General features: G+C 63.4%; 19 protein-coding genes and 1 rRNA gene. 8 read left to right on the top strand and 12 right to left on the bottom strand.

Annotated elements, in window-relative coordinates:
• Window positions 1–71 precede the first annotated feature (71 nt).
• The gene (locus QEH68_RS08695) at window positions 72–1,418 is read right to left on the bottom strand and encodes a cation:dicarboxylase symporter family transporter (protein ID WP_207597087.1); all 1,347 of its coding nucleotides are present in this window, start codon (window positions 1,416–1,418) and stop codon (window positions 72–74) included.
• A 137-nt stretch (window positions 1,419–1,555) separates the two neighbouring features.
• On the opposite strand from QEH68_RS08695, the gene QEH68_RS08690 reads away from it, so the two are divergent.
• From QEH68_RS08690 to QEH68_RS08665, 6 genes are all read left to right on the top strand, one after another.
• Complete coding sequence (locus tag QEH68_RS08690) at window positions 1,556–3,202, top strand: sensor histidine kinase (RefSeq protein WP_207597529.1); 1,647 nt, start codon at window positions 1,556–1,558, stop codon at window positions 3,200–3,202.
• Window positions 3,199–3,912 carry a response regulator gene (locus tag QEH68_RS08685; protein WP_280627691.1) on the top strand — a complete coding sequence of 238 codons (714 nt, stop codon included), beginning with the start codon at window positions 3,199–3,201 and terminating at the stop codon, window positions 3,910–3,912. The genes QEH68_RS08690 and QEH68_RS08685 overlap by 4 nt, the downstream gene beginning before the upstream one ends.
• A gap of 73 nt (window positions 3,913–3,985) precedes the next feature.
• Window positions 3,986–4,642, top strand: a complete 657-nt coding sequence (locus tag QEH68_RS08680) for a GntR family transcriptional regulator (RefSeq protein ID WP_280627690.1) — start codon at window positions 3,986–3,988, stop codon at window positions 4,640–4,642.
• 25 nt (window positions 4,643–4,667) lie between these two features.
• A complete protein-coding gene (locus tag QEH68_RS08675) occupies window positions 4,668–6,188 on the top strand; it encodes an MmgE/PrpD family protein (protein ID WP_280627689.1) in 1,521 nt (506 codons plus the stop codon).
• On the top strand, window positions 6,189–7,094 hold the full coding sequence (gene prpB, locus QEH68_RS08670) for a methylisocitrate lyase (protein WP_207597084.1): 906 nt from the start codon (window positions 6,189–6,191) through the stop codon (window positions 7,092–7,094).
• A gap of 76 nt (window positions 7,095–7,170) precedes the next feature.
• On the top strand, window positions 7,171–8,310 hold the full coding sequence (locus tag QEH68_RS08665; RefSeq protein WP_280627688.1) for a bifunctional 2-methylcitrate synthase/citrate synthase: 1,140 nt from the start codon (window positions 7,171–7,173) through the stop codon (window positions 8,308–8,310).
• An 85-nt stretch (window positions 8,311–8,395) separates the two neighbouring features.
• On the opposite strand, the gene QEH68_RS08660 is transcribed toward QEH68_RS08665, so the two are convergent.
• Window positions 8,396–8,890 carry an NUDIX domain-containing protein gene (locus QEH68_RS08660; protein ID WP_280627687.1) on the bottom strand — a complete coding sequence of 165 codons (495 nt, stop codon included), beginning with the start codon at window positions 8,888–8,890 and terminating at the stop codon, window positions 8,396–8,398.
• A gap of 56 nt (window positions 8,891–8,946) precedes the next feature.
• On the opposite strand from QEH68_RS08660, the gene QEH68_RS08655 reads away from it, so the two are divergent.
• Window positions 8,947–9,705, top strand: a complete 759-nt coding sequence (locus QEH68_RS08655; RefSeq protein ID WP_207597081.1) for a hypothetical protein — start codon at window positions 8,947–8,949, stop codon at window positions 9,703–9,705.
• A 32-nt stretch (window positions 9,706–9,737) separates the two neighbouring features.
• On the opposite strand, the gene xerD is transcribed toward QEH68_RS08655, so the two are convergent.
• The 9 genes from xerD to QEH68_RS08610 all read right to left on the bottom strand — a co-directional run bounded on the left by xerD (window position 9,738) and on the right by QEH68_RS08610 (window position 18,977).
• A complete protein-coding gene (xerD, locus tag QEH68_RS08650) occupies window positions 9,738–10,697 on the bottom strand; it encodes a site-specific tyrosine recombinase XerD (RefSeq protein WP_207597528.1) in 960 nt (319 codons plus the stop codon).
• Window positions 10,698–10,699: 2 nt separating this feature from the next.
• Window positions 10,700–11,362 (bottom strand): NUDIX hydrolase, encoded by a 663-nt coding sequence (locus QEH68_RS08645; RefSeq protein WP_089594457.1) that lies wholly within the window; start codon window positions 11,360–11,362, stop codon window positions 10,700–10,702.
• A 27-nt stretch (window positions 11,363–11,389) separates the two neighbouring features.
• Complete coding sequence (locus QEH68_RS08640) at window positions 11,390–13,135, bottom strand: CTP synthase (protein WP_207597079.1); 1,746 nt, start codon at window positions 13,133–13,135, stop codon at window positions 11,390–11,392.
• 131 nt (window positions 13,136–13,266) lie between these two features.
• On the bottom strand, window positions 13,267–15,006 hold the full coding sequence (recN, locus tag QEH68_RS08635; protein ID WP_280627686.1) for a DNA repair protein RecN: 1,740 nt from the start codon (window positions 15,004–15,006) through the stop codon (window positions 13,267–13,269).
• 3 nt (window positions 15,007–15,009) lie between these two features.
• On the bottom strand, window positions 15,010–16,041 hold the full coding sequence (locus QEH68_RS08630) for an NAD kinase (RefSeq protein ID WP_207597077.1): 1,032 nt from the start codon (window positions 16,039–16,041) through the stop codon (window positions 15,010–15,012).
• 13 nt (window positions 16,042–16,054) lie between these two features.
• Complete coding sequence (locus QEH68_RS08625) at window positions 16,055–16,867, bottom strand: TlyA family RNA methyltransferase (protein ID WP_207597076.1); 813 nt, start codon at window positions 16,865–16,867, stop codon at window positions 16,055–16,057.
• Between the two features lie 3 nt (window positions 16,868–16,870).
• Window positions 16,871–17,164, bottom strand: coding sequence for a hypothetical protein (locus QEH68_RS08620; RefSeq protein WP_280627685.1), 294 nt, complete (start codon window positions 17,162–17,164; stop codon window positions 16,871–16,873).
• A 9-nt stretch (window positions 17,165–17,173) separates the two neighbouring features.
• A complete protein-coding gene (locus QEH68_RS08615; RefSeq protein WP_280627684.1) occupies window positions 17,174–18,160 on the bottom strand; it encodes an HAD-IIA family hydrolase in 987 nt (328 codons plus the stop codon).
• Window positions 18,153–18,977 carry a hypothetical protein gene (locus QEH68_RS08610; protein ID WP_280627683.1) on the bottom strand — a complete coding sequence of 275 codons (825 nt, stop codon included), beginning with the start codon at window positions 18,975–18,977 and terminating at the stop codon, window positions 18,153–18,155. The genes QEH68_RS08615 and QEH68_RS08610 overlap by 8 nt, the downstream gene beginning before the upstream one ends.
• 6 nt (window positions 18,978–18,983) lie before the next feature.
• On the opposite strand from QEH68_RS08610, the gene QEH68_RS08605 reads away from it, so the two are divergent.
• Window positions 18,984–20,048: a hypothetical protein gene (locus QEH68_RS08605; RefSeq protein ID WP_280627682.1), complete on the top strand. Its 1,065-nt coding sequence runs from the start codon at window positions 18,984–18,986 to the stop codon at window positions 20,046–20,048.
• Window positions 20,049–20,478: 430 nt separating this feature from the next.
• Here the strand turns inward: QEH68_RS08605 and rrf are convergent.
• Window positions 20,479–20,595: ribosomal RNA gene (gene rrf / locus QEH68_RS08600) — 5S ribosomal RNA — on the bottom strand.
• Window positions 20,596–20,733: the final 138 nt, after the last annotated feature.

Below are 20,733 nucleotides of genomic sequence, written 5' to 3'. Positions count from 1 at the left end.
CATGCGGAAGGCCGGCACCTGGAGAGGTGCCGGCCTTCGTAAATGATGCGATGCGCTGATCCCTGCCAGGGTTAGACGGTTGCCTTTTCGCGGGTTTCAGCTTCAGGAGCGGCCTCTTCTTCGCCGCCATGGGCGATCATGGTCTGCTCATCGAAGGGTTCGCTGCCGGAGAGGACACGCTCCACCTGTCCATTGTCGATTTCCTTCACCCAGGTTCCGATCAGGACCGTGGCTACTGCGTTGCCGGTGAAGTTGGTCAAGGCGCGGGCCTCGGACATGAAGCGGTCGATTCCTACGATCATGCCCACGCCGCCGAGCAGCTCCGGCTTGTGTGCCTGAAGACCTGCGGCAAGGGTTGCAAGTCCCGCTCCCGTGACACCGGCGGCACCCTTTGAAGCGATGATCATGAAGACCAACAAGGAGACCTGGGCGCCGAGGTCCAGCGGGGTGCCCATGGCGTTGGCGACGAAGAGCGAAGCCATGGTCAGGTAGATCGCCGTGCCGTCAAGGTTGAAGGAGTAGCCCGTGGGAACGGTGACGCCAACTACCGGCTTGGAGACACCCAGGTGCTCCATCTTGGCGATCAGGCGGGGCAGCGCTGCTTCGGAGGAGGAAGTGGAGAAGATCAGGAGGTACTCACGGGCCAGGTACTTCATGAGCTTGAAGATGTTGACGCCGGCCACTGCACGGAGCAGGGTTCCGAGGATGACCACGATGAACAGTGCGCAGGTGACATAGAAGGCCAGCATCAGGGTGAACATGCTGAGGATTGCCTGGGCGCCTGTGGCACCAACGACGGCGGCAATGGCACCGAACGCGCCTACCGGGGCCAGCCACATGATCATGATGAGGATGCGGAAGACGAGGCGCTGACCGTGGCCGATCGCGGCGAGGATAGGGGCTCCCTGCTTGCCCATCTTCTGCAAGGCGAAACCGACCAGGATCGCGGCAAGCAGTGTAGGCAGGACCGGGATATCACCGGGGATGATGCCCAGAAGGAAGTCAACAGTGCTGTTGGTGTCGGCCTTCTTGGTGGGATCGTACGGGGTCAGCTTTAGTCCCTCACCCGGGTGGATGAGGTTGCCCACCACGAGGCCGATGGCCAGGGCAAAGGTTGACATGGCCACGAAGTAGCCGAGGGCGAGGCCACCCACCTTGCCAACGGTGGCAGCCTTGGCGATGGAGCCGATGCCCAGGACGATGGTGCAGAAAATGACCGGCGCGATCATCATCTTGATGAGCTTGATGAAGCCATCGCCGAGTGGCTTGAGTGACTTGCCGACTTCGGGGAACATCAAGCCGACCACGGCACCGAGTACTACGGCAAGGATGACCGCGATGTACAAGTAATGCGACTTGTCGAGCCCCTTGCGTCCAGCTTTGGCAGCTACTGCCGACTCTCCTCGTTGAGAGGTCATGGGATTCTCCTTTGGATACTGTGTAAGGCGCTGCGGTCCTGCACTGATGTCCAATCCGCTGCCCCTGTGTGATATCCATCATTGAGCCGTTGGTGACACACATCACCGTTGCGGTCATATTGGTCATGGAGGTCCACGTGTTTCACAGCTGGAGCATCGCCCGCAGGTTGTTTGTGGCAAACCTCCTGTTCGTCCTGGTCCTGACGGCGGTGTTTGGAGCCTTTTCCGTGGTGGAAGCCCGGGACAGGGCCTACGACAACGCCGGGGGTCGAATGCTGGCCGTGGCGACATCCATTGCCGACAATCCGTTGGTCCTGGACGCGGCTTCAGCTGCGGAGCCCTCTGCTACGCTGCAGCCCTACGCGCTGGACGTCATGGACGATGCGGATGCCGATTTCATCACCATCATGGCTCCGGACAGGACGCGCTGGACGCACCCGAGGGTCGAAGAACTCGGCAAGCCCTACATCGGAACCATTGAGCCCGCGCTGCGGGGCGAGACGTTCACGGAGGTCACGGCAGGCACCTTGGGTCCGTCGGTTCGAACCATCGCACCGGTCAAAGCTGCCGACGGAACCGTCAAAGCCCTGGTGGCAGCGGGAGTTACCGTCCGGACGGTAGATACGGATGTGGCCGAGCGCCTGGGGGTGATCGGAGGCATAGCACTGGTGGTGTTGAGCTTTGGCTCCGTCGCTTCGTGGCTCCTTGGGCGGTATCTGAGATCGGTAACGCGGGGCTGGGGACCGGAACAGCTCGCTCAGCTGTTTGCCTACTACGAGTCGGTCCTGCACTCCGTACGCGAGGGTGTGATCCTGATCGATAACCACGGCAAGGCAGTCATGTATAACGACCAAGCCGCCGAGTTGCTGGGCCTGCAGCCTTCGGACGCCGACCGTTCCCCTGTCGATGCCCCGAAACTCGCTGATCTCCCCTTCGACGGCAGCCTGCGGGCGCTGTTCGAATCCGGCAGGCCCGCACACGACGAGATTCACCTGACCGGTTCCCGGATCCTGGTAGTGAACCAGGCCCCCGCAGTAGGGCCGGTGCCTGAGCGCAGCCGACAGAAACCCGCGGTCTACGGCACAGTGGCCACCATCCGCGACCGTACCGAGATCGAATCCCTGGGCTCGGAACTCCAGACCATGAAAACCCTCTCGGATGCGCTGCGCGCGCAGACACATGAACACGCAAACCGGCTCCACATGATCGTCTCCCTGCTGGAACTTGGCCGCACACCCCAGGCTTTGGACTTTGCCACCAAGGACCTTGAACTCAGCCAGCAACTCACCGACGACATGGTGGCGTCGGTGGATGAGCCCGTCATGAGCGCCTTGGTGATGGGCAAGGCGGCAGAAGCCCACGAACGCGGGGTGGAGTTGGAAGTCCGGACGTCGGGGAGTTCCGGTGTCCGTGGCCTGGAGATCCAGGACCTGGTGACGATCCTCGGAAACCTGCTGGACAATGCCATTGATGCCGCGGCTGCCGGTGACTTCCCACGGAAGGTGGAGCTGGACGTGGAAGCCGGACCTGCCGCCGTCGAATTCACGGTCCGGGACTCCGGGAGTGGCATCAATCCGGAGTCCATTGACGACGTACTGCAGTACGGCTTCAGCACGAAGTCTCCGGACAAAAACCCGCGCGGCTCCCACGGGCGCGGCGTTGGCCTGGCACTGGTGCGCCAGGCCGTGGATCGGCTCAACGGTACGATGACCATCAGCAATCCCGGCGGAGCACAATTCCATGTAGTGCTGCCCGCGTCGGTTCCTGAGGAAGAGAAGGCATGACAGACATCCGTGTCCTGGTAGTGGAGGATGAGCCCATAGCTTCGGACGCCCACTCCGTCTATGTCGGCCGTCTGGACGGGTTTTCGCTGGTGGGCACTGCCCCTGACGGCCAGTCGGCACTGCGCATCCTTGGGGAGTTCGCCGCATCGGGGGCCCCCGTTGACTTGGTCCTGCTGGACATGAATCTGCCTGACCTTCACGGGCTCGACGTGGCCCGGCGCATGAGGTCCGCGGGAGTTTTTGCCGACATCATTGCCATCACCGCTGTCCGGGAACTGAACATCGTGCGCAGCGCCGTGTCCATCGGCGTCGTGCAGTACCTCATTAAGCCCTTCACGTATGCAACATTCGCGGACAAGCTCGGCAGCTACCGAACGTTCCGTGAGCAGCTGGCCGGTTCATTGTCCGGAATCTCCAAGGCGGGAGCCTCCCAAAGCGATGTGGACCAGGCCTTTGCCAGCCTCCGCGCTCCGACGGAACTACCGCTGCCGAAGGGCCTTTCGGGATCCACCCTGGAAGCGGTGAAAGACCTGATGCGGGCGCGGCAGGAAGCGGTCTCCGCGAGCGAAGTCATGGACGCCCTGGGCATGTCCCGCGTCACCGCACGCCGGTATCTGGAATATTTGGCCGACGCCGGGACAGTCACCAGGGCGCCCCGGTACGGCACCCCTGGGCGCCCTGAGAACGAGTACGGCTGGAATCGCGGATAGGCGCCTGTATACACAGAAAGCATTTTTGGCCGTATTGCTCGCCTCAGAGGCCATTGGTGTATACACTGGGGGCATGCGCGCCAGTGATCGGGCTTACAACGCCCTCCGAGAAGACATCATTGAATGGCGCCTGCGGCCAGGTACTGTCTTGGCGGAAGTGGAGCAGTCCGAACGTCTCGGGGTGTCCCGGACGCCGGTCCGTGAGGCGCTGGGCCGGCTCACCGCGGAGGGATTGACGACGGCGGCAGGAGGCCGCGGCGTCGTCGTGACCGATATTTCGCTTGAGAGCATCGACGAGTTGTTCGAGTTGCGCGAAACCCTTGAAGTGAGGGCCGCGGCGTTGGCTGCCCAGCGTGGGGAACCAGGGATCTTCGCCGAGTTGCATACCCAGCTGCTGCTGGCCCCAGAACTGCTCCGCGACGACGATCCCGCGCGCCATGAGTACTACGCCTTGGTGGGTCGCCTGGATGACGCCATCGACGCTGCGGTCTCCAATTCCTACCTTGCCCAGGCGATGCGCAGCTTGCGCGTCCACTTGGTCCGGGTCCGCCGCCTGGCCGCCGATGACACTGCCAGGCTCCACGCGGCAGCCGCGGAACATGCCGCGATCGCCGAGGCCATCGCCGCCGGCAAACCACGGCTGGCCGAGGCCGCCACCACAGTCCACTTGCACCGCAGCCTCACCCACGTCAAGGCAACCCACACCACTGCCCTGAAACACCCTGCCTAGAAACACCACTGCCAGAAGGAGCACCATGGTCAAGAACCATCACGTCCGCGTGTACAAGAGCGAAGAGAACCTCCCCCGCGAGGAGCAGCTGGCGCACAAGATCGCCGTGGTCGCCGCCGACCCCGTCGAGGTCACCCCCGAGGTCACCGACATGGTGATCAACCGGATCATCGACAACGCCTCTGTGGCAATCGCCTCGCTGAACCGGGCACCGATCGTCGCAGCCCGCGCGCAAGCCTTGACTCACGCGCCGTCGGCCAACGGCAAGGGAGCCGCAGTGTTCGGCATCAGCGAGCAGGTCTCCCCCGAGTGGGCGGCATGGGCCAACGGTGTGGCCGTCCGCGAACTTGATTACCACGACACGTTCCTGGCAGCGGACTACTCCCACCCCGGAGACAACATCCCGCCGATCCTGGCCGTCGCCCAGCACGTGGGCTCCAACGGTGCAGACCTTGTCCGTGCCATCGCCACCGGGTACGAGATCCAGGTGAACCTGGTCAAGGCCATCTGCCTGCACAAGCACAAGATCGACCATGTGGCCCACCTCGGCCCCTCCGCCGCCGCGGGAATCGGCACGTTGCTGGGATTGGATGTTGAGACGATCTTCCAGTCCGTGGGCCAAGCCCTGCACACCACCACCGCCACCCGGCAGTCCCGCAAGGGCGAGATCTCCACCTGGAAAGCCCATGCACCCGCGTTCGCAGGCAAAATGGCCGTTGAAGCCGTGGACCGCTCCATGCGCGGACAAACCTCGCCCGTGCCGATCTACGAAGGCGAAGACGGCGTCATCGCCTGGATGCTGGATGGCCCGGACGCCTCCTACGAGGTTCCGTTGCCGCTCCCGGGTGAAGCCAAGCGCGCGATCCTGGACACCTACACCAAGGAACACTCCGCCGAATACCAGGCCCAGGCGTGGATCGACCTCGCCCGCAAGCTCAACCGTGAACACCCCGAAACCACGGACCCGGCCAACGTGGAATCCGTGCTGATCAAGACCAGCCACCACACGCACTACGTGATCGGCTCCGGGGCGAACGATCCCCAGAAGTACTCCCCCACCGCATCCCGCGAAACCCTTGACCACTCCATCCCGTACATCTTCACGGTCGCGTTGCAGGACGGCGCGTGGCACCACGTGGACTCCTACGCCCCCGAACGCGCAGCACGCCCGGACACCGTGGAACTCTGGCACAAAGTCACCACCGTCGAGGACCCGGAATGGACCCGCCGCTACCACTCCCTGGACATCGCAGAGAAGGCCTTCGGCGGTTCCGTGGAAATCACCCTCAACGACGGCACGGTGATCACCGATGAAATCGCCGTGGCCGATGCCCACCCGCTCGGTGCCCGGCCGTTCGCCCGCGAGCAGTACGTCAACAAGTTCCGCACCCTCGCTGCCGGACTCGTGGAGGAAGCCGAAATCGAAAGGTTCCTCGCCGCCGTCGAACGCGTCACCGAACTGGGCGAAGGCGAACTGGACCAGCTGAACATCACCGCAGCCCCCGGCGTCATCAACCTCGAAGCAGCTCCGAAGGGACTGTTCTAAATGCTGTACTCCAAAGTCACTCCCGAACAAAAGCGGGTGAAGCTGCGGGAATTGCTGGCCTCCGGGACCGTTCAGCAGTTCCCGGGCGCCTTCAACCCGCTCTCGGCCCGGCTCATCGAGGAGAAAGGCTTCGCCGGCGTCTACATCTCCGGCGCGGTCCTGGCCAACGACCTCGGCCTGCCGGACATCGGCCTGACCACCCTGACCGAGGTAGCCACCCGGGCCGGGCAGATCGCCCGCATGACCGATTTGCCGTCGTTGGTGGACGCGGACACCGGCTTCGGTGAACCCATGAACGTGGCCCGCACCATCCAGGAACTCGAGAACGCGGGCCTGGCCGGTTGCCACATTGAGGACCAGTTCAACCCGAAACGCTGCGGACACCTGGACGGCAAAAACGTCGTCGACATCGACACCGCCACCAAACGCATCCGCGCCGCAGCAGACGCCCGACGCGACCCGAACTTCCTCATCATGGCCCGCACGGACATCCGCGCAGTCGAAGGAATCCAGGCCGCTCAGGACCGTGCCAAAGCCCTCGTAGACGCCGGCGCTGATGCGATCTTCCCCGAAGCCATGCGTGATTTGAGCGAGTTCCAGGCGATCCGCGACGCCGTGGACGTGCCGATCCTGGCCAACATGACCGAGTTCGGCAAAAGCGAGCTCTTCACCGTCGACCAACTCCAAGGAGTCGGGGTGAACATGGTCATCTACCCCGTCACTCTGCTCCGCATTGCCATGGGCGCTGCAGAGCGTACTCTGGAATCGATCAGGGCTGCGGGGACCCAAGAGGCGGAAGTGGAAAACATGCTCACGCGTGCACGCCTCTACGAACTCGTCGACTACGAGGCATACAACCAATTCGATACCGGCGTTTTTAACTTCCAGGTTCCTGGCGTCCGCTAGGTACCGGATTCATCAAGGGGAAAGCAGGCACTCCGGACTCACCGGTGCGCCTGCATTATGAACGAAGGAGAGCAGCATGGCAGCTGTTGACATCAAAAAAGGCCTTGCCGGAGTCGTGGTGGACTACACCGCCGTCTCGAAGGTCAACCCGGACACCAACTCGCTGCTCTACCGCGGGTATCCGGTCCAGGAACTGGCCGCCAAATGCAGCTTCGAAGAGGTCGCCTACCTGCTGTGGAACGGCGAACTGCCGGGCGACGCAGAGCTGGCTGAATTTACTGCCAGGGAACGCGCCGGCCGCGCTTTGGACCCCGTGGTCAAACAGGTCATCGACACCCTGCCCACCACCGCCCACCCCATGGATGTGTGCCGCACGGCAGCATCCGTGCTCGGCGCCCGGCATGAACTGGCCGAAGATTCTTCACCCGAAGCAAACATGAAGAAGGCAATAGACCTCTGGGCTGCCATGCCTTCCGTCGTGGCCTACGACCAGCGCCGCCGCCGCGGCCAGGAACCCGTGGAACCGCGGGAGGACCTGGATTATTCGGCCAACTTCCTGTGGATGACGTTCGGCGAAGAACAGGTGCCCGAGGTGGTGGAGGCGTTCAACGTCTCGATGATCCTGTATGCAGAGCACTCCTTCAACGCCTCCACCTTCACCGCCCGTGTGGTCACCTCCACGCTCGCTGACCTGCACTCAGCGGTGACCGCCGCGATCGGCGCCCTCAAGGGTCCGTTGCACGGTGGCGCCAACGAGGCCGTCATGCACACCTTCGACGAAATCGGCATCCGCAGCGAAGAGTCCCTCGAGGAAGCCGCCACCCGTGCCCGGGCCTGGATGGAAGACGCCCTGGCACAGAAGAAGAAAGTCATGGGCTTCGGCCACCGCGTCTACAAGCACGGCGACTCCCGTGTACCCACCATGAAGGCCGCCCTGGACAAGATGATCGCCCACTACGGGCGCCCGGAACTCCTTGGGCTGTACAACGGCTTGGAACAGGCCATGGACGAGGCCAAGGCCATCAAGCCCAACCTCGACTACCCGGCCGGCCCCACCTACCACCTGATGGGCTTCGACACCCAGACGTTCACCCCGCTGTTCGTCGCCAGCCGCATCACCGGCTGGACCGCCCACATCATGGAACAGGTAGCCTCCAACTCCCTCATCCGTCCCCTGAGCGAATACAACGGGCCGGAAGAGCGGCACGTGCCCTAACGTTTCCGGTTAGTCGAAGAGACGTACGACGCCGGGCCGGTCACCGAAAGGCGACCGGCCCGGCGTCGTTCTTTCCACGTTTTTGCTACGGCTGGTCCACCCAATCAGTGGTGTGGACATCAGCTACATTTTCGTTATCTGCTGCCAAGGCCACCCGCACCGCAATGCGCTGGCCGGAAATCATGGCCGGCAGCCAGTGTTCGGCGTCGGCCCACATCCGGTCCACGGGGAGTTGCATCACCGGGAACCATGCCGGGGCGATCTCGTCGGTTTCGGAAGGTTCCCCCTCCCACGTGCGGGTCAGGAACACAGTGGTGGCCATGTTCCACTCCGGCCTCGCCGGAAACACAAAGTCAACAGTGCCCGCCGGAACCAGGTCCTGCGCGGCGACCACTACATTGATTTCCTCCATGACCTCCCGGCATGCTGCCTGGGAGGCGGTCTCACCCGGCTCCACGTGCCCGCCCACTCCCACTACCTTGCCCCTGCCGAAGCCAGTCTTCTTGGTGCCGAGGAGGACGTGCTCGCCGTCCGCACCGTCGCGGAGGAGGAAGCACAAAGTCACATGGGCTGCAGTCATGCTGCCTACCTTAACCTGATCTCCCCCGCCAGTGCTGCCATTGCTACAGTGAGCCCATGACTGAAGGTGGGGGTAACCGGCCAGCCAATGTGGCCGCCGTTGACGACGCTGCAGATCCTCCGTCCGTCGAGGAAAGTGCGGCTGCCGAAACAGCCACAAAAGCCACGCCCGAACGGGACCTATGGCTACCCCGTTGGCTGGTGGCCCGCCCCCTCTATGCAGGGTGGGCCTGGACTGTGCTGTGGGCCGGGCTTATTGTTTTGGACGAAGTGGTGGACCTGGCCGGATGGACCTGGTACCTCCTGGTCCTCGTTGCAGCACTGCCCACATTGATCTCCACGCTGGTGGTCCTGCATGCCACGCCCCGCAGTCATCTCAGAGCAGTGGATGCAACAGTGCTGGGTCACTTTTTTGTACGGTTCCTGGCGCTTGTGGCGGCGTTCATGGTGTGGGCCGCCTCAGTGGTGATGAGCGCTTCCATCTCCACCACCGTCCAAACCGTGATCGGCGATTCCGAAAAGGAAGTTACGGCGTTGGGCTTCAACCTCATGCTCGCTGCCGTTCCGCTGGTGCTCTCCGTCCTCTGGATGGCCTTCATTGTGCGCTGTGCATGGTTCCTTCGACGGTTGCGCGGCTGGCGGCAGGTGCCAGTGAAGACCCGGGTTCCCAAGAAGTTCCTCAAGGGACGGCCCCGGCTCAAGCGCGTAGTCGTGGGCCTGGCACATCCGGGGCTCCTGCTGGTGGCAGGCCTGGGGACGTCGCTGTTGGCGTTGTTCGTGGACGCCGTGGAGTTGACGCTGAACGTGCTCGGGTAGTTCGCCGAACGCGCTCTTGGCCCAGCGCCCTCTTAGCCCAGCGCCCTCGGGTGCGCCGCCGCATAGACCTCGCGCAAGGTCTCTGCGGTAACCAAGGTGTAAACCTGGGTGGTGGTCACCGAGGCATGCCCCAACAGCTCCTGCACCACCCTGACGTCGGCTCCGCCTTCCAGCAGATGGGTGGCGAAGGAGTGGCGGAGTGTATGCGGCGAGACGTCCTTGGTGATGTTGGCTTTCTCAGCCGCCGCTTTGAGGATGGTCCAGGCGCTCTGCCTGCTGATCCGGCCCCCGCGGGCGTTGAGGAACAGCGCCGGCGTTCCTTTTCCTTTGGATGCCAGCAGCGGCCTGCCCCGGACAACATAAGCTCCGACGGCGCGGGCTCCGTAGGAGCCGAGGGGCACCAACCGCTCTTTGGAGCCCTTGCCGAACAACCTGACGATCGCAGGATCGCCACCGGTGTCTTCGAGGGAGATATCATCCACGTCCAACCCGACTGCTTCGCTGATGCGGGCACCGGTGGAGTACAGGAATTCAAGGAGAGCACGGTCTCTGAGCCCTGTGGGCGAATCGGCTCCCGCAGCTTCCAGGATCCGCGTGACCTCGCCGACGCTGATGGCCTTGGGAAGCCGTTTGCCCGGCATGGGCGGGTGGACATCGCTGGCGGGGTCCGCCGTCGTGGTTCCTTCAAGTGCCCAGAATTTGTGAAGTCCGCGGACGGCCACCACCGTTCGCGCAGCGGAGCGGACACCCAGCACTGCGGCGCCATCGCTTCCATCCGACAAGGCCTGGGCGAAGGCGGTCACATGATGCCGGGTGATGTCGCCAGGCCGTTCCACGCCCTGGCCCGTGAGGAAGTTGGAGTAACGTGTCAAATCCCTGCGGTACGCCGCAAGGGTGTTCGCTGCCAGGCCGCGCTCCACACCCACATGCTGCAGGTAGTCCGTTACTGCGCGGTCAAGGCCAGTGGGGGTTCTGGTGGCAGCCTCGGCCATGCTCAGCGCTGGCTCGGGTGAGCCGGCCACGGCGCATTGGCGGGACGAAGCCCAGTGAACCCATCGGCTTTTGCAGCTGCGGCAGCCAGGATGCCCAGCACCGCGGAAGGATTGTGCAGGCGGCCTTCCAGCACTGCCTTCACGGCGTCATCGAGCGGCACCCAGTGGAGTTCAATTTCGGCCTCTTCATCGGTGCGGACGTGCCGGTCCGCCATGGGAACGTCACTGATGCCACGCGCCAGATAGATCCGGACTGCTTCGCTGGACGAACCGGGCGAGTTGAAGAAGTCCACCAGGACGTTCCACGTAGCCGCGACCAAGTCAGCTTCCTCGGCCAATTCCCGGGCCGCCCCCACCACGAAGTCTTCGCCTTCGACGTCCAGCAGGCCCGCCGGGATCTCCCACAGGTCCATGCCCACCGGATGCCGGTACTGCTTCAGCAGCAGGATCTCGCCGTCCACGTTCATGGGGAGCACTGCTACTGCGCCTGGGTGGTCAATGTAGTCACGAACAAGGGTGTCCGTGCCATCGCTGAGTTGGAACGAGTCGCTGACAACGTCCCAAATTCTGCCTTCGTAAACCTTGCTGGTAGACAAAAGACGGCGCGGGCTCGGCATGTCCGAAACCTGCCTTGATGTGCGGGGGGTTTCAGAAATTCCGGGCATCGCGCCGTCCTTCGTTAGTACTTGCGTTTACTTGGCAGCTACCGTGCGGGCACCGGTCTTGGTGGCCACGGGGGCACCTTCGCGACGCTCCAAGGCAGCTTTGACCAAACCTGCGAACAGCGGGTGGGGGCGAGTGGGGCGCGAGCTGAGCTCGGGGTGCGCCTGCGTTGCCACGTAATACGGGTGGACCTCGCGGGGAAGTTCCACATACTCCACCAACTTGCCGTCAGGAGAAGTACCGGAGAACACCAGACCTTCTGCTGCGATCTGGTCACGGTACTTGTTGTTGACCTCGTAGCGGTGGCGGTGGCGTTCGCTGACCGTGGTGGTGCCGTACGTCTCGGCGATGACCGAACCCTCGTCCAGCTTGGCTTCGTAGAGGCCCAGACGCATGGTGCCGCCGAGGTCTCCCTTGCCTTCCACGATGTCCAGCTGCTCTTCCATGGTGGCGATGACCGGGTACTTGGAGTCGGGCTCGAACTCGCTGGAGGAGGCGCCTTCGAGGCCAACCACGTTGCGGGCGTACTCGATCACCATGCACTGCAGGCCGAGGCACAGGCCAAGGACCGGGAGCTTGGACTCACGAGCGAACTTCAAGGCACCGAGCTTGCCTTCGAGGCCGCGGATACCAAAGCCGCCGGGCACGCAGATGGCGTCCACACCGGCCAAGGCCTTCGTGGCCCCGGCATGGGTCTCGCACTCGTCGGAGGGGACCCAGCGGATCTTGACCTTGGCTTCGTTGGCAAAACCGCCGGCACGAAGGGCCTCGGTGACCGAGAGGTACGCATCCGGGAGGTCGATGTACTTGCCCACCAGGGCAACCTCGACCTCGTGCTTCGGGTTGTGCACTGCTTCGAGCAGTTTGTCCCACTTGCTCCAGTCAACATCCTTGAACGGCAGGTCCAGTGCGCGGACGATGTAGGAGTCCAGACCCTGTGAGTGCAGGGTCTTGGGGATGTCGTAGATGCTGGGGGCGTCAGCTGCGTTGACTACGGCGTCGATGTCGACGTCGCACATACGGCCGATTTTCTCGCGCATGGCGTCGGGCACTTCGCGGTCCGAGCGGATCACGATCGCTTCAGGCTGGATGCCGATGGAGCGAAGGGCAGCTACGGAGTGCTGCGTCGGCTTGGTCTTCAGTTCCTGGGACGGTCCGATGTAGGGAACCAGCGACACGTGCAGGAAGAAGACGTTGTTGCGGCCAACATCCTGACGGACCTGACGGGCCGACTCCAGGAACGGCTGCGATTCGATGTCACCTACCGTGCCACCGATTTCGGTGATGATGACGTCCGGGGCGTTCTTGCCTTCGGCAGGCAGCCGCATGCGCCGCTTGATTTCGTCGGTGATGTGGGGAATGACCTGGACGGTGTCTCCGAGGTATTCGCCGCGACGTTCCTTGGCGATGACGGTGGAGTAGATCTGGCCCGTTGTGACGTTGGCCGAACCTTCGAGGTTTTCGTCGAGGAAGCGCTCGTAATGTCCGATGTCGAGGTCGGTTTCGGCGCCGTCGTCGGTCACGAATACTTCGCCGTGCTGGAAGGGGTTCATCGTGCCCGGATCCACATTCAAATAGGGATCGAGCTTCTGCATAGTTACAGACAAACCGCGTGCCCGCAGCAGGTGACCGAGGCTGGAAGCCGTCAGACCCTTACCGAGCGAGGACGCCACACCACCGGTGACGAAGATGTGTTTGGTCGTCTTGGACGAGCCCGGGAACCGGGAATTTACACGGGAATTTGATCGCTGCACCACGGAATTCGAGCTTATCATCAATTACGCCTTCCAAGCGTCTGTTCGGATTCCCCAAATGGTCAATAGTTGCTCACCAGCGCATTCCAAGCAAGAGCCGGGCGGGATTAAGTGTGCCGATGTGATGGTGCTCGCATTCCCGGCCAAGAGCACTAAGCGCGCTGCGGCATGAGCTTCGCGTCGTCCAGCAACTCTTGGGCGTGGGCCTGCGCCGATTCAGAATCTTCTTGCCCGGCCAGCATGCGGGCCAGCTCCTTGACCCGCTCGTCCTCGCTCAGCAGCTGTACGTCGCTGGAGGTGAACCCGGTGGTTGTTTTGCCGTCAGCACCGCGCACGGAGGTTTTTGTGACTCGGATGTGTTGATCGGCGAAGGCAGCAACCTGCGGCAAGTGCGTTACCACCAGCACCTGGACGTGCCGGGCAAGCATTGCCAGCCTCCGGCCGATTTCGACGGCGGCCCGGCCACCCACGCCCGCGTCCACCTCATCGAACACGAACGTCGGTACAGGATCTACCGCAGCGAGAACTACCTCGATGGCCAACATCACCCGGGAGAGTTCACCGCCCGAGGCTCCCTTGCCCAGAGGCCGGGCCGGAGCCCCGGAGTGCGGCTGAAGAAGGAAGGCGATCTCGTCGGTGCCCCAAGGGCCCAACGATCCACTGCCATCGACCTCAATGACCAGGGTGGCGTCAGCCATCGCCAGCGCCTTGAGCTCAGCACTGACCCGGGCTGAGAGATCCTTGGCAGCTTTGAGGCGGGCCTTGGAGATAGCCGCTGCTTGCTTCCGGAGAGTGGCTTCCGTCGAAGCCACCTCAGCATCCAGGGACTCGATGCGGCTGGAATCATCCTGAAGCTCGTCCAGCCGGGTCCTGGCAGTCGCCGCCCACTCCAGCACTTCATCAATGCTGGGGGCGTATTTCCGAATCAACTTGGCAAGGGCGGCCCGGCGCTCCTCGATTTCGGAGAGCCGCTCCGGACCTTCCGTATCCAAGGCGGCCTGATAGCTGGACAGCTCTGTTGCAATGTCGTTGAGGAGGAACCCGACCTCCGCGAGCCGGGCAGCGGCGGAGCGCAGTTCCTCGTCATGGTCGGCAACATGCTCAAGTGTCCTCTTGGCAGCATCCACCATGGTGGTTGCGTCGCCGGCGTCCCCAAATTCCTCGGCGATGAGGGACTCATGGGCTGCAGCGGCGGCCAACCGGAGTTCTTCGACGTTGGCGAGCTTCACAGCCTCGGCCTTCAGTGTCTCGTCCTCCCCTGGCTGGGGATCCACTTCGTCGATTTCCTTGAGCGCCGCGTCCAGGGACTCAGCTTCCCGCAGCCGCTCCCGGGCCTCGCTGCGCAGCGTTTCGAGTTCGGACTGAATGTTCTTCCAGTGGCTGTAGAGCTCCTGGTACTCCCCCAGCGTCTTGGCAAGGGGCGCACCGGCGAACCGGTCCAGGGCATGCCGCTGCGCAGTGGCGCTCTTGAGCCGGATCTGGTCCGACTGCCCGTGGACCACTACCAGGCTCTCTCCCAACTCGGCCAGGACCCCCACGGGCGCCGCGCGCCCGCCAACGTAGGCACGGCTGCGCCCATCGGCACCCACGGTACGGGCCAGCAGGAGCTCAGCAACGCCGTCGAACTCTTCCGCCTCACCGCCTGCCTCCTTGGCGCGCTCAACAGCGCTGTGCGCCGGATCGAGCTTCAACACCGCTTCAGCGGACGCCGATTTGGCTCCGCTACGAACGGCGCCTGCATCTGATCGGGCACCCAGAAGGAGCCCGACGGCTGTCACCACCATGGTCTTGCCCGCACCGGTTTCACCGGTGACGACGCTCAGGCCAGGGCCCAGCGGCAGGGCAGCATCGGTGATGACGCCAAGGTCACGGATTCGGAGTTCTTCAAGCATGGTTCACTTCGCATTCGTGGGGTCGGAAGGGTCACCATCCCGGGGACCGTCTACATCCCGAGGACTGGGCAACGGAGCCGGTGAAAGGGTCCGGATGACCGGGATAGGGCCGGTGTGGACTTCCCCGCTCCGCGGAGCCGGTCCACGCCAGCCGTGGATGGGGAGTTCAAACTTGCGGACGAGCCGGGCGGAAAAGGGTGTTTTGTGGGTGCGCGCCAACCGCACAGGGGTGGCTGAACGGGTCACTTCAACACGCGCCCCGGGCGGCAGGTCCACGGAACGCCGACCATCGCACCACAGGACACCGATGGCTTCGGTGCGGTTCATGATTTCGACGGCCAGCTTGGACCTCGGCGATACCACCAACGGCTTGGCGAACAGGGCATGGGCACTGATCGGAACAATCACCAGGGCTTCCACCTCCGGCCACACCACTGGTCCTCCCGAGGAGAACGCGTAAGCGGTGGAACCGGTGGGAGTTGCGAGGACCACTCCGTCACAGCCGAAGGACGTCAACGGACGCTCGTCCACCTCAGTGACCACTTCCAGCATGCGCTCACGGTTGGCCTTTTCAATGGCAGCCTCGTTCAACGCCCACGTGTGCCAAATCTTCCGGCCCTTGACCCACACCTGGACATCGATGGTCATGCGTTCTTCCACCGTGTACTGGCGACTCGCGATCCATTCGACTGTTTGGGCCAGGTCGGCACGCTCGCTTTCAGCCAGGAAGCCCACGTGCCCCAGGTTCACTCCCAACAACGGGACGTCCACCTCACGCACCAGTTCCGCGGCCCGCAGGATGGTTCCGTCCCCACCCAGGACCATCACCAACTCCACATCCTCCAGGTTGACGTGGTCGTTAAGGATCTCAATGGGTGTATCCAACGCACCGAAAAAACGTTCAATATCGGCCAGTTCAGACTTCTGCAGTACAGGAACCAGGCCGGAGGAATGCAGTTGCGTACAGGCATCCCACGCTGCGCGGAGCGATTCTTCCCGCCCTGTGTGGGCAAGGACAAGTACACGCCTGCTCATCGGGTTCTGCTTTCTAGTGGTTTGGCCAGAATTTCGTGATCAATGCAGCAACGTCCCCGTCCCGCTCTTCGATCTTAGGCAACACCGCTGACATCCCGCGCTTCATCCACAGGAAGTATTCAACATTTCCGTCCTGGCCAGGCAGCGGACTGGCGGCAAGGTCCATGAGGACAAGCCCGGCATCCACCGCGGCCCGGGCCACCTGGGCAACGGCCCGGCGTCGTTCATGGTCCGATGACACCACGCCGGTTCGGCTCAGCCGTTCCTTGCCCACCTCGAATTGCGGCTTGACCATCAGGACCATGTCCCCGCCGGGTTCGGTGCAGTACGCCAGCGGCGCCACCACCAGGGTCAACGAAATGAACGACAGGTCCGCGACCGTCAGGTTTGCGAGCCCACCGATCTGCTCCGGAGACATATATCTGACGTTCAGACCCTCATGGACGTCCACACGGGGGTCATCGCGCAGGTGCGGCACCAACTGGCCGTGTCCTACATCCACCGCCACGACGCTTGCCGCCCCTTGCCGCAGCAGGACGTCAGTGAAGCCACCTGTGGAGGCACCGGCGTCGAGACACCGCTTCCCGGCAACCACGACGGCGGGAAACGCCTCCAGCGCGCCCGCCAACTTATGACCGGCGCGGCTGACGTAGATGTCCTCAAGATGGGCCTCTACGGCCAAGTCCGTAGCCGAGTCCACCTGGAGTGCGGCTTTGGCGAGGACAGTCCCCGCGGAGCTGACTTTTCCATCGCTGATGAGCTTTGCTGCATGGGTACGTGACCTCGCCAACCCACGGGTGACGAGTTCCTGGTCGAGTCGTGCCATACGCTAGCTGTCGCCTTCCGGGCGGGGAGTACTTTGTGGTGCGGCAGGGAGGCCGGGTTCAGCATCCAAGGCTTCCAGCAAGGAGTCGTGAATGGCTGCGTACAGGTCTCCGTGTTCAGCCACGGGGGTCGCCGGCACGTTGTCCAGGACGGCCAAGGCCCTGTCCACCAGCGGGTCCCCCGTGGAGCTGGCTGGATCGGGCCACTGGACCTCCGGGCGCGAGGGCTCAGAGTTTTCAGTCACGGGGTCGTCGTGGCCCGCATGGCTTTCCGCCGGTACATAATTGGGCTCGGTCATCGCACCAGTCTAGTGAGTTCGCCATTCCACCTGTGGCGCCTGCGCCACAGCCATGTCGGGTAACCTGGCCCACCACGCGGCACAGGCCGCGCGCCAAGCGTCAAGGTCATCCTCAGCGCCCGTGACCGTGACGGTCCCGTCCCCGGCGACCGCCGAGGCTGCACCGCAACGGAAGGTTCCGTCGTCGCTGATGACCTCAGGGTAGGGCGCGTAAAGGCCCTCCAAGTCGGCCAAAAGGTAGGTGGGGCGCTCGTCGGTCCGCGCCGCAAGGATGGTGTGGGTGGTGTCCACGCCAGTGAGGACGGCCGCCGTCGCAAATCCCGCACGGTTGCCGCCCAGAATGTCCGTGTCCAAACGGTCGCCCACAACCAGCGGACGATCGGCGGTCAACCGTTTCGCTGCCGCATGGAAAAGCGGCGCTTCGGGCTTACCAGCCACCACAGGAGTTTTCCCCGTAGCAGCCGCCACAGCAGCAACCAGCGTCCCATTGCCCGGTGCCATGCCTCGAGCCTGCGGTATGGACATGTCCGTGTTGGTGGCAAACCACATGGCTCCACCGGCCACTACATACGACGCCTCCGCGAGATCCTTCCAACCGATCTCAGGGTTGAATCCCTGGACCACGGCAACCGGGGATTCAGCGGCACTGTGGACCGGATTGAGTCCCACCAATTCAATCTCATGGGCCAGAGCTGCGCTGCCGGTGATGAGCACATGCGCCCCCGCAGGCAACAGGGAAGCCAGAAGCTCTCCTGCTGCCTGGGAGGAACTGACCACTTGATGGTCCTCCGCCGGCGCACCGAGCTCACGCAAGTGCGCAGCGACCTGGGCCGGGGTGCGGGAGGCGTTGTTAGTCACGTAGCCAAGGCCAACGCCAAAGGTCTCCAGACGCAGCAACGACTCCACGGCCCCGGGGATGGCGTGCGGTCCTGCATAGACCACACCGTCCAGATCCGAGAGGACGGCATCAAACAATGAGATGAGTGGATCAGCCATGCTGGGAGTCAGAACCCTGGTTCTCGGCGTCTTCTTCCTTGGCTTCTTCTTCCTCAGAGTCGTCTTCTGCGGAGTCGATGTCCGACTCCGCGTCGTTCGACTCGAAGTAGTCAGATTCTGCGTCATCAAGTTCAACGTCATCGTGCTCAACGTCAGCCGCTGCGGCTTCGGCAATAACCGATTCCGTCTCAGGCTTAACGACGTCGGGCTCCGGAGCCGACTTGACGAACCGCGGCTTGCTCGCGGCTGCTTCTTCCTGCTCATCCCACCCGAGGTCAAGGATCTCCGGTTCAGCGAAATCGCCGACTCCCAGAGCATTCTCGGCCACCAAAGCCTGCCGGGCCCACTTATCCGCTTCTTCCGTGCGACCCACCGCGCTGAGCGCTTCAGCGTAAGCACGGAAAAGTCGCGGGCTGTAAGAGAAGGCCCTGTTGATGTCCAACTGGGGAATTTCCAGTTCGGTGACTGCAGCATCAAACTGCTTCAAATCCGCACGGGCACCGGCCGCCACCATGGCCAGCTCCACCTTGCCCGGGGCATCGAGGTCCTGGGCTTCTGGAGAACGAACCATATCCAACGCACGGTCCGGACGTCCGAGGCCTCGCTCGCAGTCAGCCATCACAGGCAAGTGCACGTTGGACCCGCTGATGCGGCGGTACGTACGGAATTCACGAAGCGCTTCGCCATAGTGTCCCGCGGCGTAGGCGGTCAGGCCCACCGCTTCACGAACAACCGAAAGGCGTCCGCCACGACGGCTTGCAGCCAATGCGTGCTGGAAGGCCAGCTCAGGCTCAATGTCAATCAGGCGGCCAGCCATGACCAGGTGCTTGGCGACCCAACCAGCACTCTGCTCCTCAAGTGTCTTGATCTGGTGACCCGTGGCGCGGTCGAGTTCCTTGCCCGTGACATCCTCATCGATCTCGGGAGACCGCTCACGGTCAGGACGGTTGGAGCTGCGGATGTCCTTGGCGTTGGGCACCCTGGCAGGACGCTCTTCCCAGGAGTTACCGCGGTCGTTACGGTCGCCGAAAGGCTTACGGTCGCCACGGTCGTTGTTGAAGGGGCGACGGTCATCATTGTCGCGGCGGGGGCCGTCAAAGTTTCGCGGACCGCGGTCGTTACGGTCGCCGAAAGGCTTACGGTCGCCACGGTCGTTGCTGAAGGGACGACGGTCGCCGTCACGGGCCGGACGGTCGTTGCGGTCGCCGAAAGGCTTACGGTCGCGGTCGCCGCCGAAGGAGCGACGGTCGCCGTCACGGGCTGGACGGTCGTTGCGGTCGCCGAAAGGCTTACGGTCGCTACGGTCGTTGTTGAAGGGGCGACGCTCGCCGTCACGGGCCGGACGGTCGTTGCGGTCACCGAAAGGCTTGCGGTCGCTACGGTCGTTGTTGAAGGGGCGACGCTCGCCGTCACGGGCCGGACGGTCGTTGCGGTCGCCGAAAGGCTTGCGATCGCCACGGTCGTTGTTGAAGGGGCGACGGTCATCGTTGTCGCGACGGGGACCGTCGAAGTTCCGCGGACCGCGCTCGGGACGATCGCCGAAAGGCTTACGGTCGCCACGGTCGTTGTTGAAGGGACGACGGTCGCCGTCACGGGCCGGACGGTCGTTGCGGTCACCGAAAGGCTTACGGTCGCGGTCGCCACCGAAGGGGCGACGCTCGCCGTCACGGGCCGGACGGTCGTTGCGGTCGCCGAAAGGCTTGCGGTCGCTACGGTCGTTGTTGAAGGGGCGACGGTCGCCGTCACGGGCCGGACGGTCGTTGCGGTCGCCGAAAGGCTTACGGTCGCTACGGTCGTTGTTGAACGGACGACGGTCGCCGTCACGGGCCGGACGGTCGTTGCCGTCTCGGTTCTCCCGGGAACGGAACCCACGAGGGTCCCCGCCTGAGTTGTTGTTGGGGCGGTACGAACCGCGGTCGTCGCGATTACCGCCGAAGTTTCCGCGATTACCGCCGCGATTGCCGCCGTTGTGCTCAGCCATGGTGGATTCCTCCTGTTGCGAGCCGACCACTGGCGCGTGCGTAGTCGCTCATAACCCTTATTTCGTTGTCACGCCGCCGGCAGCGCTCAGCTACCGACTCGTATGTCTTATGCAATTCTATTCGACGCCACCACGGCAGCCGAACGCCTGGACCTGATTCCCGGTCTCCCGTGTCAAGTCTCACAGCCGCTTTAGCAGCCTGCAGGAAACCTTCAGCGACAGCGACTGGCCTGGGTTGTTGGCAAGTTCCCGGTTGATGGATGCTTTGCCTCGTTTAGGGGTGGTGGTTAAAGGGGAAGAGCCCCGACCTGTGGTCGGGGCTCTTGCCTTAATGGTTGTCCGGCGGTGTCCTACTCTCCCACACCCTCCCGGGTGCAGTACCATCGGCGCTGTGGGTCTTAGCTTCCGGGTTCGGAATGGGACCGGGCGTTTCCCCCACGCTATGACCGCCGTAACTCCGTTACCCGTCCCGGCCCCCTTTTTGGTGGGGGTGGGTGGGAAGACTTTGTGGTTACAACTGTGGTGTTGTTATTTAGTTGTTGGTTCCGGCAACCCTTGGTACGGGTTGTTGTTCGGGAACCACATAGTGGAC

The organism is Paenarthrobacter sp. OM7 (assembly GCF_029873575.1).
Lineage (GTDB): Bacteria > Actinomycetota > Actinomycetes > Actinomycetales > Micrococcaceae > Arthrobacter.
The sequence above is the reverse complement of the archived record's forward strand: the minus strand, read 5'-3'. Positions and strand labels throughout refer to the sequence as shown.

Bases quoted from the DNA above. Each gene is read 5' to 3' on its own strand.
- QEH68_RS08695 (WP_207597087.1), bottom strand. From the start codon at position 1,418: ATGACCTCTCAACGAGGAGAGTCGGCAGTAGCTGCCAAAGCTGGACGC.
- QEH68_RS08685 (WP_280627691.1), top strand. From the start codon at position 3,199: ATGACAGACATCCGTGTCCTGGTAGTGGAGGATGAGCCCATAGCTTCG.
- QEH68_RS08680 (WP_280627690.1), top strand. From the start codon at position 3,986: ATGCGCGCCAGTGATCGGGCTTACAACGCCCTCCGAGAAGACATCATT.
- QEH68_RS08675 (WP_280627689.1), top strand. From the start codon at position 4,668: ATGGTCAAGAACCATCACGTCCGCGTGTACAAGAGCGAAGAGAACCTC.
- prpB (WP_207597084.1), top strand. From the start codon at position 6,189: ATGCTGTACTCCAAAGTCACTCCCGAACAAAAGCGGGTGAAGCTGCGG.
- QEH68_RS08665 (WP_280627688.1), top strand. From the start codon at position 7,171: ATGGCAGCTGTTGACATCAAAAAAGGCCTTGCCGGAGTCGTGGTGGAC.
- QEH68_RS08660 (WP_280627687.1), bottom strand. From the start codon at position 8,890: ATGACTGCAGCCCATGTGACTTTGTGCTTCCTCCTCCGCGACGGTGCG.
- QEH68_RS08655 (WP_207597081.1), top strand. From the start codon at position 8,947: ATGACTGAAGGTGGGGGTAACCGGCCAGCCAATGTGGCCGCCGTTGAC.
- xerD (WP_207597528.1), bottom strand. From the start codon at position 10,697: ATGGCCGAGGCTGCCACCAGAACCCCCACTGGCCTTGACCGCGCAGTA.
- QEH68_RS08645 (WP_089594457.1), bottom strand. From the start codon at position 11,362: ATGCCCGGAATTTCTGAAACCCCCCGCACATCAAGGCAGGTTTCGGAC.
- QEH68_RS08640 (WP_207597079.1), bottom strand. From the start codon at position 13,135: ATGATAAGCTCGAATTCCGTGGTGCAGCGATCAAATTCCCGTGTAAAT.
- recN (WP_280627686.1), bottom strand. From the start codon at position 15,006: ATGCTTGAAGAACTCCGAATCCGTGACCTTGGCGTCATCACCGATGCT.
- QEH68_RS08630 (WP_207597077.1), bottom strand. From the start codon at position 16,041: ATGAGCAGGCGTGTACTTGTCCTTGCCCACACAGGGCGGGAAGAATCG.
- QEH68_RS08625 (WP_207597076.1), bottom strand. From the start codon at position 16,867: ATGGCACGACTCGACCAGGAACTCGTCACCCGTGGGTTGGCGAGGTCA.
- QEH68_RS08620 (WP_280627685.1), bottom strand. From the start codon at position 17,164: ATGACCGAGCCCAATTATGTACCGGCGGAAAGCCATGCGGGCCACGAC.
- QEH68_RS08615 (WP_280627684.1), bottom strand. From the start codon at position 18,160: ATGGCTGATCCACTCATCTCATTGTTTGATGCCGTCCTCTCGGATCTG.
- QEH68_RS08610 (WP_280627683.1), bottom strand. From the start codon at position 18,977: ATGGCTGGCCGCCTGATTGACATTGAGCCTGAGCTGGCCTTCCAGCAC.